13 protein-coding genes are annotated in these 17,437 nt (G+C 70.8%); 10 read left to right on the top strand and 3 right to left on the bottom strand.

Going from position 1 to position 17,437, the window contains the following annotated elements; genetic code table 11:
- The first annotated feature begins 39 nt into the window (after positions 1-39).
- From atpA to ASG70_RS09235, 5 genes are all read left to right on the top strand, one after another.
- Positions 40-1,677, top strand: a complete 1,638-nt coding sequence (gene atpA / locus ASG70_RS09215; RefSeq protein WP_056883535.1) for a F0F1 ATP synthase subunit alpha — start codon at positions 40-42, stop codon at positions 1,675-1,677.
- Between the two features lie 125 nt (positions 1,678-1,802).
- The gene (locus tag ASG70_RS09220; protein ID WP_056883536.1) at positions 1,803-2,702 is read left to right on the top strand and encodes a F0F1 ATP synthase subunit gamma; all 900 of its coding nucleotides are present in this window, start codon (positions 1,803-1,805) and stop codon (positions 2,700-2,702) included.
- 18 nt (positions 2,703-2,720) lie between these two features.
- The gene (gene atpD, locus ASG70_RS09225) at positions 2,721-4,178 is read left to right on the top strand and encodes a F0F1 ATP synthase subunit beta (protein ID WP_056883537.1); all 1,458 of its coding nucleotides are present in this window, start codon (positions 2,721-2,723) and stop codon (positions 4,176-4,178) included.
- Positions 4,179-4,362: 184 nt separating this feature from the next.
- A complete protein-coding gene (locus ASG70_RS09230; RefSeq protein WP_056884103.1) occupies positions 4,363-4,632 on the top strand; it encodes a F0F1 ATP synthase subunit epsilon in 270 nt (89 codons plus the stop codon).
- Between the two features lie 15 nt (positions 4,633-4,647).
- A complete protein-coding gene (locus ASG70_RS09235; protein ID WP_056883538.1) occupies positions 4,648-5,076 on the top strand; it encodes a DUF2550 domain-containing protein in 429 nt (142 codons plus the stop codon).
- Between the two features lie 6 nt (positions 5,077-5,082).
- Here ASG70_RS09235 and ASG70_RS09240 read toward each other — a convergent pair whose 3' ends face one another.
- Positions 5,083-5,712: a cob(I)yrinic acid a,c-diamide adenosyltransferase gene (locus tag ASG70_RS09240; RefSeq protein ID WP_056883539.1), complete on the bottom strand. Its 630-nt coding sequence runs from the start codon at positions 5,710-5,712 to the stop codon at positions 5,083-5,085.
- Between the two features lie 48 nt (positions 5,713-5,760).
- Between ASG70_RS09240 and murA the strand changes: the two genes are divergently transcribed.
- The 4 genes from murA to ASG70_RS09260 all read left to right on the top strand — a co-directional run bounded on the left by murA (position 5,761) and on the right by ASG70_RS09260 (position 13,662).
- Positions 5,761-7,044 carry a UDP-N-acetylglucosamine 1-carboxyvinyltransferase gene (gene murA / locus ASG70_RS09245; protein ID WP_056883540.1) on the top strand — a complete coding sequence of 428 codons (1,284 nt, stop codon included), beginning with the start codon at positions 5,761-5,763 and terminating at the stop codon, positions 7,042-7,044.
- Between the two features lie 160 nt (positions 7,045-7,204).
- Entirely contained in the window at positions 7,205-7,570 is a 366-nt protein-coding gene (locus ASG70_RS09250) for an STAS domain-containing protein (protein WP_056883541.1), read from the top strand.
- Between the two features lie 125 nt (positions 7,571-7,695).
- Positions 7,696-9,711: a protein meaA gene (locus ASG70_RS09255; protein WP_056884104.1), complete on the top strand. Its 2,016-nt coding sequence runs from the start codon at positions 7,696-7,698 to the stop codon at positions 9,709-9,711.
- A gap of 234 nt (positions 9,712-9,945) precedes the next feature.
- Positions 9,946-13,662 carry a S8 family serine peptidase gene (locus ASG70_RS09260; RefSeq protein ID WP_304437976.1) on the top strand — a complete coding sequence of 1,239 codons (3,717 nt, stop codon included), beginning with the start codon at positions 9,946-9,948 and terminating at the stop codon, positions 13,660-13,662.
- 93 nt (positions 13,663-13,755) lie between these two features.
- On the opposite strand, the gene ASG70_RS09265 is transcribed toward ASG70_RS09260, so the two are convergent.
- Together ASG70_RS09265 and ASG70_RS09270 are read right to left on the bottom strand one after the other, a co-directional pair.
- The gene (locus ASG70_RS09265; RefSeq protein ID WP_082590399.1) at positions 13,756-14,964 is read right to left on the bottom strand and encodes an N-acetylglucosamine-6-phosphate deacetylase; all 1,209 of its coding nucleotides are present in this window, start codon (positions 14,962-14,964) and stop codon (positions 13,756-13,758) included.
- Positions 14,961-15,863, bottom strand: a complete 903-nt coding sequence (locus ASG70_RS09270) for an SIS domain-containing protein (RefSeq protein WP_056883543.1) — start codon at positions 15,861-15,863, stop codon at positions 14,961-14,963. The genes ASG70_RS09265 and ASG70_RS09270 overlap by 4 nt, the downstream gene beginning before the upstream one ends.
- A 294-nt stretch (positions 15,864-16,157) precedes the next feature.
- On the opposite strand from ASG70_RS09270, the gene ASG70_RS09275 reads away from it, so the two are divergent.
- Positions 16,158-17,435, top strand: coding sequence for an extracellular solute-binding protein (locus ASG70_RS09275; RefSeq protein ID WP_235531422.1), 1,278 nt, complete (start codon positions 16,158-16,160; stop codon positions 17,433-17,435).
- Positions 17,436-17,437 lie beyond the last annotated feature (2 nt).

A 17,437-nucleotide genomic window follows, 5' to 3' on the forward strand; every position in this document is an offset into this window, starting at 1 on the left:
GGCACCGGTCACTGCACCACTCAAGGGAGAAGAGATCAGATGACGGAGCTTTCGATCCGTCCGGAGGAGATCCGGGACGCACTGGACAACTTCGTTCAGTCCTACGAGCCCGGCACGGCCTCCCGCGAAGAGGTCGGCCGCGTCAGCGACGCCGGCGACGGCATCGCCCACGTCGAGGGCCTGCCCTCGTGCATGACCAACGAGCTGCTCGAGTTCGAGGACGGGACCCTGGGCCTCGCGCTCAACCTCGACGTCCACGAGATCGGCGTCGTCATCCTCGGTGACTTCTCCAGGATCGAGGAGGGCCAGGAGGTCAAGCGGACCGGCGAGGTGCTCTCCGTGCCCGTCGGCGACGCGTTCCTCGGTCGCGTCGTCAACCCGCTCGGCCAGCCGATCGACGGCCTCGGCGAGATCGCGACCACCGAGCGTCGCGCCCTCGAGCTGCAGGCGCCGACCGTGGTCCAGCGCAAGTCGGTCCACGAGCCGCTGCAGACCGGCCTCAAGGCCGTCGACGCCATGACCCCCATCGGCCGCGGCCAGCGCCAGCTCATCATCGGCGACCGCCAGACCGGCAAGACGACGGTCGCGGTCGACACGATCATCAACCAGAAGCAGAACTGGGAGTCGGGCGACCCCGACCAGCAGGTCCGCTGCATCTACGTCGCCATGGGCCAGAAGGGCTCCACCATCGCTGCCGTCCGCGGCACGCTGGAGGAGGCCGGCGCCCTCGAGTACACGACGATCGTCGCGGCCCCCGCGTCCGACTCGGCGGGCTTCAAGTACCTCGCGCCGTACACCGGCTCGGCCATCGGCCAGCACTGGATGTACCAGGGCAAGCACGTCCTCATCGTGTTCGACGACCTGTCCAAGCAGGCCGAGGCCTACCGCGCCGTGTCGCTGCTGCTGCGCCGCCCGCCGGGCCGCGAGGCCTACCCCGGTGACGTCTTCTACCTGCACTCCCGCCTCCTGGAGCGTTGCGCGAAGCTGTCCGACGAGCTCGGCCACGGCTCGATGACCGGCCTGCCGATCATCGAGACCAAGGCCGGTGACGTCTCGGCGTACATCCCGACCAACGTCATCTCCATCACCGACGGCCAGATCTACCTCCAGGCCGACCTCTTCAACGCCAACGTGCGTCCCGCGATCGACGTGGGTGTCTCCGTCTCCCGTGTCGGTGGCGCCGCGCAGATCAAGGCCATGAAGGAGGTCTCCGGCCGCCTCAAGCTCGACCTCGCGCAGTTCCGCGCGATGGAGGCGTTCGCCATGTTCGCCTCGGACCTCGACCCGGCCTCCCGTGCCCAGCTCGCGAAGGGTGCCCGCCTCGTCGAGCTCCTCAAGCAGAAGCAGGCCGCGCCGTTCCCGGTCGAGGAGCAGGTCGTGTCCATCTGGACCGGCACCACCGGCCAGCTCGACTCGATCGCCGTCGAGGACGTCTCGCGCTTCGAGTCCGAGTTCCTGGACTACCTGCGCCGCGAGAAGAAGGGCCTGCTGGACGCCATCCGCGAGTCCAAGAAGTTCGAGGACGAGACCCGCTCCGGGCTCGAGGACGCCGTCAAGGCGTTCAAGGAGCAGTTCGCCGCCTCCGGCGCCGAGAACACCCCCGTCGGCCACGAGGCCGACCCGGGCGAGCTCGAGCACGAGGTCGAGCAGGAGCAGATCGTCAAGCAGAAGCGCTGACCACCACCGGGTGCCCACCACGGTGGGCACCCGGTGACAGCGTCGCCGCCTCCGGGCGGCACCCCCCAAGCACGTGATCCGCGGCCCCGGGCCGCACCAGGAACGAACGAGAGAGGCGGCAACATATGGGAGCGCAGATGCGGGTCTACCGCCAGCGCATCCGGTCCGTCCAGGCGACCAAGAAGATCACGCGCGCCATGGAGCTGATCGCCGCGTCCCGCGTGGTCAAGGCCCAGCAGCGCGTCCGTGAGTCCTCGCCGTACGCCCGCGCCCTGACGCGCGCGGTGTCGGCGGTGGCGACGTTCTCCAACGTCGACCACCCGCTCACCACCGAGTCGGCCGAGGTGCGCCGCGCGGCGGTGCTCGTCGTGACCTCCGACCGCGGCCTCGCCGGTGCCTACAGCTCCTCCGTCATCAAGGAGAGCGAGCGCCTCATCGGCGAGCTGCGCGGCGAGGGCAAGGAGGTCGTCCCCTACCTGGTCGGCCGCAAGGCGGTGGGCTTCTACCGCTTCCGCAAGCGTGAGTTCGCGGCCGAGTGGACCGGGTTCACCGACCAGCCCACGTTCGACGTGGCGCGGGAGATCGGCGAGGAGCTCGTGGCGGCGTTCAACCGCCCCTACGAGGACGGTGGTGCCGACGAGGTCCACATCGTCTTCACGCGCTTCGTCAACATGGTCAACCAGGAGCCCGACGTCATCCGCATGCTGCCCCTCGAGGTGGTCGAGGGCGAGGAGCCCCCTGCCGAGGACGACGTCCTGCCCCTCTACGAGTTCGAGCCCGGTGCCGAGCAGGTCCTCGACGCGCTGCTGCCCAAGTACGTCACGGCGCGCATCTACAACTGCCTGCTCCAGGCCGCCGCGTCCGAGCTGGCCGCGCGCCAGAAGGCGATGAAGTCCGCCACGGACAACGCCGAGGAGCTCATCAAGAAGTACACCCGGTTGGCCAACCAGGCCCGCCAGGCCGAGATCACCCAAGAGATCAGCGAGATCGTGGGCGGCGCCAGCGCCCTCGCCGACGCCAGTTGAGAAGGTAGAGAGAAACCAATGACTGCCACTGTCACTGAAGAGACCCAGGCCGCCACCCCCGGTGGCATCGGCCGCATCTCCCGCATCATCGGCCCGGTCGTCGACGTGGAGTTCCCCGCCGACGCCATGCCCGAGCAGTACAACCTGCTCACCACCACGGTCGAGCTCTCGGGGGAGAAGAAGAACCTCAACCTCGAGGTCGCCCAGCACATCGGCGACAACATGGTGCGCGCCATCTCGCTGCAGCCCACCGACGGCCTCGTCCGCGGCACCCAGGTGCAGGACACCGGCGGCCCGATCACCGTGCCCGTCGGCGACCAGACCCTCGGCAAGGTGTTCAACACCACCGGTGACGTCATGAACCTCGCCGAGGGCGAGACGTTCGAGGTCAAGGAGCGCTGGGGCATCCACCGCAAGGCCCCGGCCTTCGACCAGCTCGAGTCCAAGACCCAGATGTTCGAGACCGGCATCAAGGTCATCGACCTGCTGACGCCCTACGTGCAGGGCGGCAAGATCGGCCTGTTCGGCGGCGCCGGCGTGGGCAAGACGGTGCTCATCCAGGAGATGATCGCCCGTGTGGCCCGCGACCACGGTGGTGTGTCGGTGTTCGCCGGTGTCGGCGAGCGCACCCGTGAGGGCAACGACCTCATGGTGGAGATGGAGGAGGCCGGAGTCCTCGGCCAGACCGCCCTCGTCTTCGGCCAGATGGACGAGCCGCCGGGCACGCGTCTTCGCGTGGCGCTGTCGGCGCTGACCATGGCGGAGTACTTCCGCGACGTCCAGAACCAGGACGTGCTGCTCTTCATCGACAACATCTTCCGCTTCACGCAGGCCGGTTCCGAGGTCTCCACCCTTCTCGGCCGCATGCCGTCCGCCGTGGGCTACCAGCCCACCCTCGCCGACGAGATGGGCACGCTCCAGGAGCGCATCACCTCGACGCGTGGTCACTCGATCACCTCGATGCAGGCGATCTACGTGCCGGCCGACGACTACACCGACCCGGCCCCGGCCACGACGTTCGCGCACCTCGACGCGACGACCGAGCTGTCCCGTGAGATCGCCTCGCTGGGTATCTACCCCGCCGTGGACCCGCTCACGTCGACCTCGCGCATCCTCGACCGTCGCTACATCGCCGAGGACCACTACAACACCGCGGTGCGCGTCAAGCAGATCCTCCAGCGCAACAAGGAGCTGCAGGACATCATCGCCATCCTCGGCATCGACGAGCTCTCCGAAGAGGACAAGATCCTCGTCAACCGCGCCCGTCGCATCCAGCGGTTCCTGTCGCAGAACACCTACGTCGCCAAGCAGTTCACCGGCATCGAGGGCTCGACGGTCCCGCTGACCGACACCATCGAGGCGTTCACCAAGATCGCCGACGGCGACTACGACCACGTGCCGGAGCAGGCGTTCTTCATGTGTGGTGGCCTCGACGATGTCGAGCGCCAGGCCGCGGAGATCGAGAAGAACCTCTGACGCGACAGCGTCGATGCAGGATGACGCGACAGCGTCGATGCAGGACTGACGCGACAGCGTCGACTGAAGCACCCGTGTGCCGTGGGGCCAGCCACTCTGGCTGGCCCCACGGCATACCACCCGCCGGAGGGTTCCCCACGGCGGTGGTTAGACTCGAGCAGTACGCATTCCCGTGGAGGACACCGTGAGCACCCTGCAGGTTGAACTCGTCGCCGCCGACCGCAAGGTCTGGGAGGGCGAGGCCGACATGGTCCTGGCCCGCACCGTCGACGGCGAGCTGGGCATCCTGCCCGGTCACACCCCGCTGCTCGGCATCCTCGTCGAGGGCGACGTGCGCATCCGGACCGCAGGCACCGACGCGGCGGCCCGCATCGACGGGGGCTTCCTGTCGGTCGACCGTGACAAGGTCATCATCGTCGCCGAGGCGGTCGACGCCTCGCAGATCCCGGCGTAGCCGAAAGGGGTGAGCATGGCGCCCGCGACGTTCGTCGAGATCATCGTGGGGGCACTCGCCCTGCTCGCCGTCCTGGCGCTGGCGTACATCTTCGTGCGCCGGCGCCTGCTGTCGTCCGGGGCACCGCTCATGCTGTGCGCGCTGCGTGCCCTGGACCGGTCGTCCTACCGGCTGGGGCTGCTGCGCTTCTCCGGCGGGACCCTGGAGTGGTACACCCTCATCGGCCCCTCACCGCGCCCGGTCCGGACCTGGGAGCGGCCCCGGCTCGAGCTCGGGCCGCCGGAGGTCTCGCAGGAAGCCATCGCCGGCCTGCCGGAGGCGGTCACGGTGGCGTGCCGCTACGACGGCGACGAGTTCCGCATCGCCCTGGCGCCTGCGGCCTACACCGCCATGCGCAGCTGGCTGGAGAGTTCGCCCCCCGGCTTCAACGTCAACGTCGCCTGACCGGGATCACTTCTTCCGGTCGGGCGCCTGGGCGCGTCCGCCGCCGGGCTGCCACAGCACGTCGCCGCCGATGGGCAGGTTGGCGACGCGGGCCAGCACGAAGAGCAGGTCCGAGAGCCGGTTGAGGTACTTCGCGGTGAGGACGTTGACCCCGCCGTGGCCCTTGCTGCCGTCGCCGGGCTGGTCGCCGTAGGCGTCGATCGCCGCCCAGGCCGCGCGCTCCGCCCGGCGCACCACGGTCGTCGCGACGTGCAGGTGGGCCGAGCCCACGGTGCCGCCGGGCAGGATGAACGAGCGCAGCTTCTCGACGCGCTCCAGGTAGGCGTCGCAGTCGGCCTCGAGTTCGTCGACCCATGCCTGCTGGACGCGCAGCGGCGGGTACTCGTAGGTGGGCTGCAGCGGGGTGCAGAGGTCGGCGCCGACGTCGAACAGGTCGTTCTGCACCCGCAGCAGGGTGGCCCGGATGTCCTCGGGGAGCTCCCCGGCGGCCAGGGCGACCCCGATGGCGGCGTTCGCCTCGTTGGTGTCGGCGTAGGCGAGCAACCGGACGTCGGTCTTGCTGGTGCGGCTCATGTCCCCGAGGTGGGTGCGGCCGTCGTCACCGGTCCGGGTGTAGATGCGCGTCAGGTTGACCATGGCAGCAGCCTGTCAGATGGGCCTGGGCGGCGCGGATAGGGTGGGTCGGTGGCTGAGAGATTCAGGGTCGTCGGAGGCACCGCGCTGCGTGGCGAGGTCGCGGTGTGGGGTGCCAAGAACAGCGCGCTCAAGCTCATGGCCGTGGCCCTGCTCGCCGTCGGCCGCACCCGCCTGACCAACGTCCCGGCCATCCTCGACGTGACGATCATGGCCGAGCTGCTGCGGCGCCTGGGCTGCACCGTCGACTACGACGCCACGGCCGGCGTCGTGGAGATCACCGTGCCCGAGAAGATCGGGCACCGGGCCGACTACGACCTCGTCCGCGCCCTGCGCGCGTCGACCGCCGTGCTCGGCCCGCTGGTGGCCCGCACCGGCTCCGCCGACGTCGCCGTGCCCGGGGGAGACGCCATCGGCTCACGCGGGCTCGACCTGCACGCCGCAGGGCTGGAGGCGCTCGGCGCCCGCGTCCACGTCACCCACGGCTTCCTGGTCGCCGAGGCGCCGGACGGCCTCCACGGCGCCGAGATCCGGCTCGAGTTCCCGAGCGTCGGGGCCACCGAGAACGTCCTGACGGCTGCGGTCCTGGCCCGGGGGACCACCCGTCTGGAGAACGCCGCGCGCGAGCCCGAGATCGCGGACATCGCCGAGATGCTGACGTCGATGGGGGCCCGCATCACGGGCGCCGGCACCTCCGTCATCGAGGTGGAGGGCGTCGACCGGCTCTCGCCCACCGAGCACGCCGTCGTCCCCGACCGCATCGCGGCCGGCACCTGGGCCTTCGCCGCCGCAGCCACCCGCGGCGACGTCGAGGTCGTCGGCGCCGTGAGCGCCCACCTCGTCGCCGCCCTCGAGCTGGTCGAGGCGAGCGGTGCCACCGTCACCGACACCGAGCGGGGGTTCCGGGTCGACTCCGGGGGCCGCCGCCCGCGCGCGTTCGACGTGGCCACGCTCCCGTACCCCGGCTTCCCGACCGACCTGCAGCCCTTCGCCCTCGCCTGCAACGCCGTCGCCGACGGCTCGGCGATGATCACCGAGAACCTCTTCGAGGCCCGGTTCCGCACCGTCCAGGAGCTGAACCGGCTCGGGGCCGAGACCCGCATCGACGGCCACCACGTCATGGTCCACGGGGTGGAGCGGCTCTCCGGCGCCCCGGTGGAGGCGAGCGACATCCGCGCCGGCGCGGCCCTGGTCATCGCCGGCCTGGTCGCCGAGGGGGTGACCACGGTCAGCGGTGCCCAGCACATCGACCGTGGCTACGCAGGGTTCGCCGAGAGCATGCAGGGCCTCGGCGCCGACGTCACGCGCGAGCCGGACGACGACCCCTTCCTCTGAGGGAAGCGTCCCGGAAGGACCGGGTTCCTCCCGGTTGGCGTAGCCGACACCGGGCCGGCCGACCGGGACCTTTACCAGATCTTGATCAGGCTCGACACAACCCGTACCCCGCCCGCGGGCGTCCCTGTGAGTGAATGTCTCCACGGACAAGGGGGTTCGCATGTCGGTCAGCACCATCGGGGTCCTCCCCGTCGCGGTCCGCGCACTGCACTCGGGGCAGGAGGTCGCCATCACCGGCCGCATCGACGTGCACTCGGTCCCCGACGTGCGACTGCTCCTCCACGAGATCATCGACACCGGCTGCGGTGACGTGCTGATGCGCCTGGCCGACGCCGAGATCGGTGACGCGACCGGCCTGGGGGTCATCGTGGAGGCCTACACGCGCGCCCGCCGTGCCGGCCGCCGACTGGCCGTCATCGACATGAGCGAGCGCACCGGGCGCCTGTTGCGTGCGTCACGCATCGACCGCGTCCTCGTGCTGCGCGAGCCCGTCGAGGACCACACTGTGGTGGCTGTCACCGCCTGAGCGCCTCCCGCGGGCCTTCGGCCCGCCGGTACGTTCGGCCCATGCCCGAGCCTGCCGAGCCCGCTGCCGCGTCGACCCCCACCCCCGACGCGCCGCCGCGCCGCGAGCGCGACCGGCCCTGGGTGATGCGCACCTACGCCGGCCACTCCAGCGCGGCCGCGAGCAACGCGCTCTACCGGCGCAACCTCGCCAAGGGGCAGACCGGGCTGTCGGTGGCGTTCGACCTGCCGACCCAGACCGGGTACGACCCCGACCACCCGCTCGCGCGCGGGGAGGTGGGCAAGGTCGGTGTCCCGGTCTCGCACGTCGGTGACATGCGGGCGCTGTTCGACCAGATCCCGCTGGACCGCATGAACACGTCGATGACCATCAACGCCACCGCGATGTGGCTGCTCGCGCTCTACCAGGTGGTGGCGGAGGAGCAGGCGGTCGCCGAGGGCCGTGACCCGGCCGAGGCGGTGCGGGCGCTGGCGGGCACCACCCAGAACGACATCATCAAGGAGTACCTGTCGCGGGGGACCTACGTCTTCGCGCCCCAGCCGTCGCTGCGGCTCATCACCGACATGGTCGCCTACACGGTCTCCGAGATGCCGAGGTGGAACCCCACCAACATCTGCAGCTACCACCTGCAGGAGGCCGGGGCGACGCCGGTCCAGGAGATCGCCTACGCGATGTCGACGGCGATCGCCGTCCTCGACGCCGTGCGCGACTCGGGACAGGTGCCGCAGGAGCGCTTCGGCGAGGTGGTCGCGCGGATCTCCTTCTTCGTCAACGCCGGGGTGCGGTTCGTCGAGGAGATGTGCAAGATGCGCGCCTTCGTCCAGCTGTGGGACGAGGTCACACGCGACCGGTACGGCGTGCAGGACCCGCGACACCGGCGGTTCCGGTACGGCGTGCAGGTCAACTCCCTGGGGCTGACCGAGGCCCAGCCCGAGAACAACGTCCAGCGCATCGTCCTGGAGATGCTGGCGGTGACGCTGAGCAAGGACGCCCGCGCCCGCGCGGTGCAGCTCCCCGCCTGGAACGAGGCGCTGGGACTGCCGCGCCCGTGGGACCAGCAGTGGTCGCTGCGCATGCAGCAGGTGCTGGCGTACGAGTCCGACCTGCTCGAGTACGACGACCTGTTCACCGGGTCGACCGTCGTCGAGGCCAAGGTCTCCGAGCTCGTCGACGGCGCCAGGGCCGAGATCGCCCGCGTCCAGGAGATGGGTGGGGCGGTCGCGGCCGTCGAGAGCGGCTACATGAAGTCCGCGCTGGTCGCCTCGCACTCCCGGCGCCGGGCGCGGATCGAGTCGGGCGAGGACGTCGTCGTCGGCGTCAACCGGTTCGAGACGACCGAGCCGAACCCGCTCACGGCCGACCTCGACACCGCCATCCAGACCGTCGACCACGACGTGGAGGCGCGGGCCGTCGAGGCGGTACGCGGCTGGCGCGCGGACCGCGACGCGGACGAGGGCTCCCGCCAGCGCGCCGCGGCAGCCTTGGCGGCGCTCGGGGAGGCCGCCCGCTCCGGTACCCCGCTCATGGCTGCCTCGCTGGAGGCGGCCCGCGCCGGGGTCACCACGGGGGAGTGGGCCCAGGCGCTGCGCGAGGTCTTCGGCGAGTACCGGGCGCCGACGGGGGTCTCGGGGTCGGTCGGGGTCGGGGACGGGGCCACCGACGAGCTGCAGGCAGTGCGTGAGCTGGTGCGCCGCACCGGCGAGGAGCTCGGCGAGCGGCTGCGGGTGCTCGTCGCCAAGCCCGGGCTCGACGGGCACAGCAACGGCGCCGAGCAGGTGGCGGTCCGCGCCCGGGACGCCGGGTTCGAGGTGGTCTACCAGGGGATCCGGCTCACGCCGGAGCAGATCGTGGCCGCGGCAGTGGCCGAGGACGTGCACCTGGTCGGGATCTCGATCCTCTCGGGGTCGCACATGGAGCTGGTCCCGCAGGTCCTCGACGGGCTGAGGGAGGCCGGCGCCGGCGACGTCCCGGTCATCGTCGGCGGCATCATCCCCGACTCCGACGCCAAGGCGCTCAGGGGGCTCGGCGTCGCGGCCGTCTTCACGCCCAAGGACTTCGGGCTCAACGAGATCATGGGCGAGCTCGTCGAGGTCGTCCGGCGCTCGCGCGGCCTGGCCGCGGGGCGTCCGGCCGGGGGCTGAGACCCGCTCCGCGCCCGGTCCGGAAACCGTTGCCCCACAGGCCGGGACGCGGCTCGCGTGGTGCCCGAGTCAAGTCTTGGTGCGTGTTTCCTGAAAATTCGCCCACGTGGCCGTTTCGTCGCCTAAGTTCGCCCCGCGCGCGGTGAATCAGTGGGGGCGGGTGTCCTCCACGCGCCCGGCCCAAGTGGGGGGCGAATGGTTGTGTGGCCGCGCGACGAAGGAGACCCCGTGTCGATGCATCATCTGGGGCGGCGCCACCGCGGCTACGTAGCCGTGGTCGGTGTCAGTGCCCTGTCGGTAGTGGCGGCTGCCGCGCTCGGAACCTCGAGTGCCTCCGCCAGTGTGAACCCGAGCGCGCCCAAGCACCGCGGCTCGCTCGTGGACGTCCCCAAGGGACTCAAGAGTGCCGGCTCCTACCGGCTTGGCACCCAGCGCAGCGGGGCCGAGAAGGTGGACCGCTCGCTGGTGGGCGCCAAGGGCCAGGTCGACGTCATGATCGAGCTCGACGCCGCCCCCGCCTCCTCGGCGTTCGGGCTGGCCCGGGCGCGCGGGACGGCGGCCGCCACGACGGCGTCCCGCAACCAGACTGCCGCGGTCAAGCGCGCGCAGGCTGCTGTCGAGTCCCACTTCGGGGCCTCCGCCACCAAGGCGAAGACGCTGTACCGCGCGCACGCGCTGTACTCGGGCGTCGCGGTCCGCACCGACGCGAGCAAGCTCCAGGCCCTCGCCGCCCTCCCGGGCGTCAAGGCCGTGCACCGCATCACCCCCAAGCAGGCCTCCAACTCCTCCTCGGTGCCGCTCATCGGCGCCCCCGAGGTCTGGAAGGGCCGCGGCGAGACGGGGCAGGGCGTCCGCGTCGGCGTCATCGACACGGGCATCGACTACACCCACGCCGACTTCGGTGGTCCCGGCACCAAGGCGGCGTTCGACGCCGCCAAGGCGAGCAACACCTTCACGCCCACGGCCAAGGTGGTCGGCGGCTACGACTTCGCCGGTGACGCCTACAACCCCAGCGAGGGCGTGGGCACGCCCGTCCCGGACGCCAACCCCCTCGACTGCGAGGGTCACGGCTCCCACGTCTCGGGCACCACGGCCGGGCTCGGCGTCAACAAGGACGGCTCGACCTACACGGGCGGCTACTCCAAGGACATCGACCCCGCGTCGCTGAGCATCGGCCCGGGTGTCGCACCCGGCGCCAGCCTCTACGCGCTCAAGGTCTTCGGCTGCGAGGGTGACACCAGCATCGTGGGCCAGGCCCTCGACTGGGCCGCCGACCCCAACGGTGACGGCGACCTGTCCGACCGCCTCGACGTCGTCAACATGTCGCTCGGCTCGAGCTACGGCTCGCCCGACGACCCCGACTCCGTCGCCAGCAACAACCTCGCCGCGCTCGGCACCGTCGTCGTCGCCTCCATGGGCAACAGCGGTGACGTCTACGAGGTCGGCGGCGCCCCGGGCAACGCCACGCGCGTGCTCGCCGTGGCTGCCTCCGACGACGGCAACGACGTCGTCGACGGCCTCAAGGTCGACAGCCCGGACGACATCGAGCCGGCCGACACCGTCGACGGCAAGCAGGACAACGTCTTCGCCGCGCTGAAGTCGGTGGCCTACGACTGGGCGAACAAGCCCGGCCTCAGCAACACCGACGTCGTCACCCTCGGCGACTGGAGCCAGCCGCCGTCGGACACGAACAACACCGACGGCTGCTCGCCGCTGTCCACGGCCGACGCGGCTGCGGTCGCCGGCAAGGTCCTCATGACCATGTGGCTCGACGGCACGGGCCGTCGCTGCGGCTCGGTGGGTCGTTCGGGCAACGCTGAGACCGCCGGCGCCGCCGGCGTCATCTTCGGCAGCGACGTCAACTCCTTCTCCGCCGGTGTCACCGGTTCCGAGGTCATCCCGGCGATGCTCCTGGTCAACCAGGGCACCGAGGCGATCAAGGGCCAGCTCGACGCGGACCACGCAGTCAAGGTCACCATGACCAACGACCTGCGCAACTCGGTCGTCGTCGTCAACAAGGGCGCGATCGACCAGCTCGCGGGCTTCTCCTCGCGCGGCATCGGCGTGGCGAACAACGTCAAGCCCGACGTCGCGGCCCCGGGTGTCACCACCTTCTCGGTGGCGGTCGGCACGGGCAACGAGGGCATCGCCGAGAGCGGCACCTCCATGGCCTCCCCGCACGTGGCCGGCCAGGCCGCGCTCGTGCGTGGCCTGCACAGCACCTGGAGCGTCGAGGAGGTCAAGGCCGCCATCATGAACACGGCGACCCAGGACGTCTTCGTCGGCCAGGACCACACCGGTGCCGTCTACGGCCCCGAGCGGGTCGGCTCCGGCCGCGTCGAGGTGGACGACTCCGTCGGCACCTCGACCCTGGCCTACAGCAAGGACACCCCGGGCGCGGTCAGCGTCTCCTTCGGTCCCGTGGCGGTCACCGCCCCGACGACCACGCTGACCAAGACGGTCAAGGTCGTCAACAAGCGGCCCACCGGCTCCGCGGCCTACACGATCGGCTACAAGGCGGCGCACCCCACCCCTGGCGTCACCTACTCGTTCAGCCCCACCCAGGTGAACCTCGCGGCCGGCGCCTCGGTCGACGTCAAGGTCACGGCCACGATCACCAAGGCCAACCTGCGCGTCGCCCAGGACCCGACCACCTCGCCCGACCCGCTGGACATCGGCCTGCAGCGCAGCTTCCGGACCGACGCGAGCGGCCGCATGGTCCTCACCCCGGTCGGGTCCACGCCCGGTGGCGCCCTGCGCGTGCCGGTGTGGTCGGCTCCGCGGCCGGCCTCGGTGATGTCCTCCACGGGCAACGCCACGGTCAGCGGCGGCAGCTCCGTCAAGTGGGGCAAGCTCACCCTCACGGGCACCGGTGTCGACCAGGGCGGCGTCTCGGGCTACCAGTCCAGCGTCTCCGCGGTCGAGCTGCAGGGCATGAGCTCCAAGATGCCGAGCTGCAGCAGCACGCTGGCGGTCAACTGCATCGCCTTCGCTGACGACCGTTCCGCGGACCTGCGCTACGTGGGTGCCGGCTCGGACTACAACATGGCGGGCAACCTGGACGACAGCACGCTGACCTTCGCGGTCAACAGCTGGGGCCCGTGGCGCACGCCCGCGTCGTACACCGAGTTCGACGTCCTGCTCGAGACCGACGCCACCAACGCCGGGCCAGACGCAGCCGTCTACAACACCCGTGTGTCGACGACGGACGACTACGACTACTTCCTCTCGGAGCTGGTCGACCTGCGCAAGAGCTCGGACACCTACGGTGAGGTCCTCGACGACCAGCTCATCAACGGCATCGACGGCTCCTTCGACACCAACGTCTTCAACAGCGACTCGCTGGTGCTGCCGGTGTCGATGGGGGTCCTCGCGGACGCCGGGCTCGTCAAGGACGCCTCCGCCAAGCTCAAGTACTGGGTGGAGTCGTACTCGGCGGAGGCTGGGGCGGTCGACACGATCGGCTCGTCCTCGGCGCCGATGACCATCAGCGTGGGTTCGCCCGCCCTGTCGGCCTTCGGTGACTTCTGGACGCTGCTGAACACCGACCTCCCGGGTCAGGTGCTCCGCATCCGTCGCAACGACGCGGCCTACGCCACGGACAAGCCGATCGGCCTGATGCTGGTCCACCACCTCAACACCGACGGCCTGCGCTCGCAGGTGGTCCGGGTCAAGGCGGCGACCAGCACCACGCTGTCGGCGAACGACCGCGACTTCGGCTACGGCTACCGCCCGACGCTGACCGCCACGGTCGCCCCGTCGCTGACCACCGGCACGGTGACGTTCATGGACGGCACCAAGAAGCTGGGTACGGCCACGGTCTCGGGCGGCAAGGCCACCTTCAAGGCCCCCGTCCTGGCACGCGGCACGCACTCGCTGAAGGCGGTGTACGGCGGCTCGACCGTCTACCTGTCCTCCACGTCGGCGGCCCTGTCGGTGGTCGTGCGCTGAGCACCCACCACCACGCCTGACCAGTGGGCCCCTGCCGGGAGGCAGGGGCCCACTGCCGTCCCGGCGCCCAGGGGAAGAACGGGGCGTATGGCGTCAGAGCCAGGCGCCGCGGCGCAGCACCCGCACGAGCTCGAGCGACTCGTCCGCGACGACGACATCGGCGTGGCCACCCGGCGCCAGGGCGCCGACCTCGGCCAGGCCCACGGCACGTGCCGGCGTGGCCGAGGCGGCGGTGACGGCGTCGACGAGGTCGATGCCGAGGTCCTGGACGCACCACCGGACCTGCTCGAGCAGGGTCGAGACCCCGCCGGCGAGCGAGCCGCCCTCGGTGAGGCGGGCCTCCCGGCCGGTCACGGTGACCGAGCGACCGCCGAGGGTGTGCGCGCCCTCGGGCAGCCCGCTGGCGGACATCGCGTCGCTGACGAGGGCTATGGCTGCGGAACCCGCGGTGTCGAACAGCAGCCGCACGGTCGGACCTGCGAGGTGCACGCCGTCGGCGATGACCTCCACGACGGCCTCACCGCGGACCGCGGCGCCGAGGGCGGCGCCGACCGGCCCGGGGGCGCGGTGGTGCAGTGGCGGCATCCCGTTGAACAGGTGGGTCACGAGGGCCTTGCCCCCGGCGCCGCCGTACCCCGCCACGGCGGCGAGCGCTGCAGCGCACGTGTCGTGGTCGGCGTCGGTGTGCCCCAGGGACGCGACGACTCCGTGGTCGGCCAGGGCCGAGGGCAGCTCGCTGCGGGGGTCGCGCTCGGGGGCGAAGGTCATGTGGCGCAGGCCGCCCCCTGCAAGGGTGCAGAGGTCCTCCACGAGGTCGAGGTCGACGTCGACCAGCGCCGCCGGGTCCTGGGCGCCGCACCGCACGCTCGACAGGAACGGCCCCTCGAGGTGGATGCCGGCGAGCACTCCGGACTCGACCAGGGGGGCGAGCGTGGAGACGCCTTCGCGCAGCATCCCGGCGGGGGCGGAGACCAGCGAGGCCACGACGGAGGTGGTCCCGTGGCGCTGGTGGTGCTCGGCCGCGACGAGGGACCCGGCCGTCCCCACGCCGAACTCGCCGCCGGCACCCCCGTGGCAGTGGAGGTCGACGAGGCCCGGGAGCAACGTGAGCCCCGGGCGCCACCACGAGGGGGTGGTCACGTCCGACCAGCCGCCGAGCCGTTGGGCCGACTCGGGCCGTGGGCCGACGTGGACGATGCGACCGTCCTCGACCGCCACCACCCCGTCGGCGACCACGCCGTCCGGGGTCACGAGCCGGCCGGGCAGCAGCTGTCGGGGGACGGCGTGGGGTGCGGAGGTCACGACAGGATGATGGACCTCGTGAGGTGGCGGGGGCGATCCGGGTCGACCCCGGCGCGTCGCGCCTTGAGCAGGCAGAGCCGGTGGACCCGCAGCAGGTCGGCGAGGGGGTCGATGTCGCGGTGCTCGAAGTGGCCACCGGTGGCGAGCACGTCGTCGGCCAGGCCATCGGGGACCTCGCCGAAGGCCCACGTGGCCCGCCCGGCCGTGGTGATGCTGATGGGGCCGTGGCGGTACTCCATGGCGGGGTAGGCCTCGGTCCAGAACTGCGCGGACTCCCGCAGCTTGAGCGCTGCCTCCTGGGCGAGCCCGACGGTCCAGCCACGGCCGAGGAAGGTGAGCTGCTCGGCGTCGGCGACACCGGCGAGGGCGGTGTCCTCGTCCTCGGCGAGGACCGCCTCGGCGTCGGCGACGGCGCGGCCGAGGTCCTCACCCAGCGTGGCGCGCAGCAGGAAGAGCGTGGTCGTCGCGAAGCGGGTCTGCACGACCGACCGCTCGTCGACCTCGGCCATGAGCAGGCAGTCGCTGCCCAGCTCGGTCAGCCGCGTGCCCGCCGTCGCCACGATGGTGGTCACGCGCACGCCGCGCTCCCGCAGGCCTGCGACCAGTTCGATGACCTCGGTCGTCGTCCCCGAGCGGGAGATCGCGACGACGTGGTCGAAGGTCCGTCCCGTCGGGAACTCGCTGGCGGCGTGGGCCTCGGTGACGCCGTGGCCGCCCTGCTCGCGCAGGACGGCGTAGGCCTGGGCCATGTAGTAGGACGTCCCGCAGCCGACGACGGCGACGTGGTCACCGGGGCGGGGGAGGACCGCGGTGGCCTCGTCGACCCGACCCAGCACAGTGGCCCAGTCGGCCGGCTGCGTGGCGATCTCGGCGGCGACATGGCTGGTGTAGTCGGTCATCGGTGCCCCTCTGTGAGCGGATAAGAGTGGCTGAAGTGTTCCGCACTCAGATTCGATCAGTCAAGACGTGCCGTGTTTGCGACGCTTTGTGACGCCGGGCCGACGTGACGATCGCAAAAGTGGCCCAGAAGTGCTTGACGAGGGCGCGGTGCCGGGCCATGGTTTCCCTCATGCTTCGGCGAACATGAGCGAAGCGCGCTTCAAACGACAGGAAACGATCATCCGACTCGAGCCGCGGCTCGGGTCGCGACCCGGGCTCTGCCGAAGCGTTCAATGACGAACACGAGGAGCGACGTGCGCACCACGACTTCAGGACACACAGCGGCGCTGCGCTGGGGCGTGCTCGCCCTCGGCGCGGGCCTGGGCCTGGCGGCCTGCTCGGGCGGGACCGGGGCGGGGTCGGCCGGCGGAGGGGGCAACTCCGGGAAGAAGGCGACCACCATCAAGCTGGTCGCCGCGGAGTACTCCAAGGACCACACCAAGGCGTTCTGGGACAAGTTCGCCACCGACTACAAGGCGAAGACCGGCAACACCCTCGAGGTGCAGATCGTCAGCTGGGACGACATCGACCAGCAGAGCTCGACGATGGTCCAGAACAACAACCCGCCGGACATCCTCAACCTCAACGCCTACGCGAGCTACGCCAAGGACGGCCTGCTCTACAGCGCCGACGACGTGCTCTCCAGCTCGGTGAAGTCCGACCTGCTCGACGCCTTCGTCAAGTCGGGCACCTACAACGGCAAGATGTACGGCATGCCGGACCTCAGCTCGGCCCGCGCCATGTTCTACAACAAGGCGCTGTTCAAGAAGGCCGGCATCGCCGCCCCGCCGAAGACCTGGGCCGAGTTCGAGCAGGACGCCACCAAGGTCGCGGGCCTCGGCGACGGCAGCATCGGCTACGGCCTGCCGCTGGGCCCGGAGGAGTCGCAGGGCGAGTTCTCCATCTGGATGTTCAACAACGGCGGGGACTGGAAGAAGGACGGGAAGTGGACGATCAACTCCCCGGAGAACGTCGAGACGCTCACCTTCCTCAAGTCGCTGGCGACCAAGAAGCTCACGCAGAACAACCCCGGCAAGACCAACCGGCAGGACGCGTTCGACCTGTTCGCCTCCGGCAAGGTCGGCATGGTCGTCGGCTTCTCCCCGCTGGCGGCCACCCTCGACGGAGCCAAGAAGGTCGACTACGGCGTCGCGCCGATGCCGACCAAGGCCGACGGCGGTGAGCCGCAGACGTTCGGCGTCACCGACTACCTGATGGCGTTCAAGAAGACGGGCAACCAGGACGCGGTGAAGGCGTTCTACGACCTGTACTACCAGAAGGACCAGGTCAACACCTTCATCAAGGCCGAGGGCTTCCTGCCGGTGACCAAGTCCGGCATCGAGCAGTTCAAGTCCGACACCAAGCTCGCGACCTACCTCGAGACGCTGCCCAACGCGCACCTGACGCCGACCGACGACCCCACGTGGGACAAGGTCAAGCTGGCCGTGCAGCAGAACCTCGGCACCGCCGTGACGGGTGACCCGAAGGCCGTGCTCGACAAGCTGCAGAAGTCCGCCGAGGCCGGCAGCTGAGC

It is taken from the genome of Phycicoccus sp. Soil748 (assembly GCF_001428025.1).
Classification (GTDB): Bacteria; Actinomycetota; Actinomycetes; order Actinomycetales; family Dermatophilaceae; genus Pedococcus.

Coding starts and splice junctions, on each gene's coding strand:
- ASG70_RS09270 (WP_056883543.1), bottom strand. CDS start 15,863: ATGACCGACTACACCAGCCATGTCGCCGCCGAGATCGCCACGCAGCCG.
- ASG70_RS09240 (WP_056883539.1), bottom strand. CDS start 5,712: ATGGTCAACCTGACGCGCATCTACACCCGGACCGGTGACGACGGCCGC.
- ASG70_RS09260 (WP_304437976.1), top strand. CDS start 9,946: ATGCATCATCTGGGGCGGCGCCACCGCGGCTACGTAGCCGTGGTCGGT.
- ASG70_RS09235 (WP_056883538.1), top strand. CDS start 4,648: ATGGCGCCCGCGACGTTCGTCGAGATCATCGTGGGGGCACTCGCCCTG.
- ASG70_RS09250 (WP_056883541.1), top strand. CDS start 7,205: ATGTCGGTCAGCACCATCGGGGTCCTCCCCGTCGCGGTCCGCGCACTG.
- atpD (WP_056883537.1), top strand. CDS start 2,721: ATGACTGCCACTGTCACTGAAGAGACCCAGGCCGCCACCCCCGGTGGC.
- ASG70_RS09220 (WP_056883536.1), top strand. CDS start 1,803: ATGGGAGCGCAGATGCGGGTCTACCGCCAGCGCATCCGGTCCGTCCAG.
- atpA (WP_056883535.1), top strand. CDS start 40: ATGACGGAGCTTTCGATCCGTCCGGAGGAGATCCGGGACGCACTGGAC.
- ASG70_RS09255 (WP_056884104.1), top strand. CDS start 7,696: ATGCGCACCTACGCCGGCCACTCCAGCGCGGCCGCGAGCAACGCGCTC.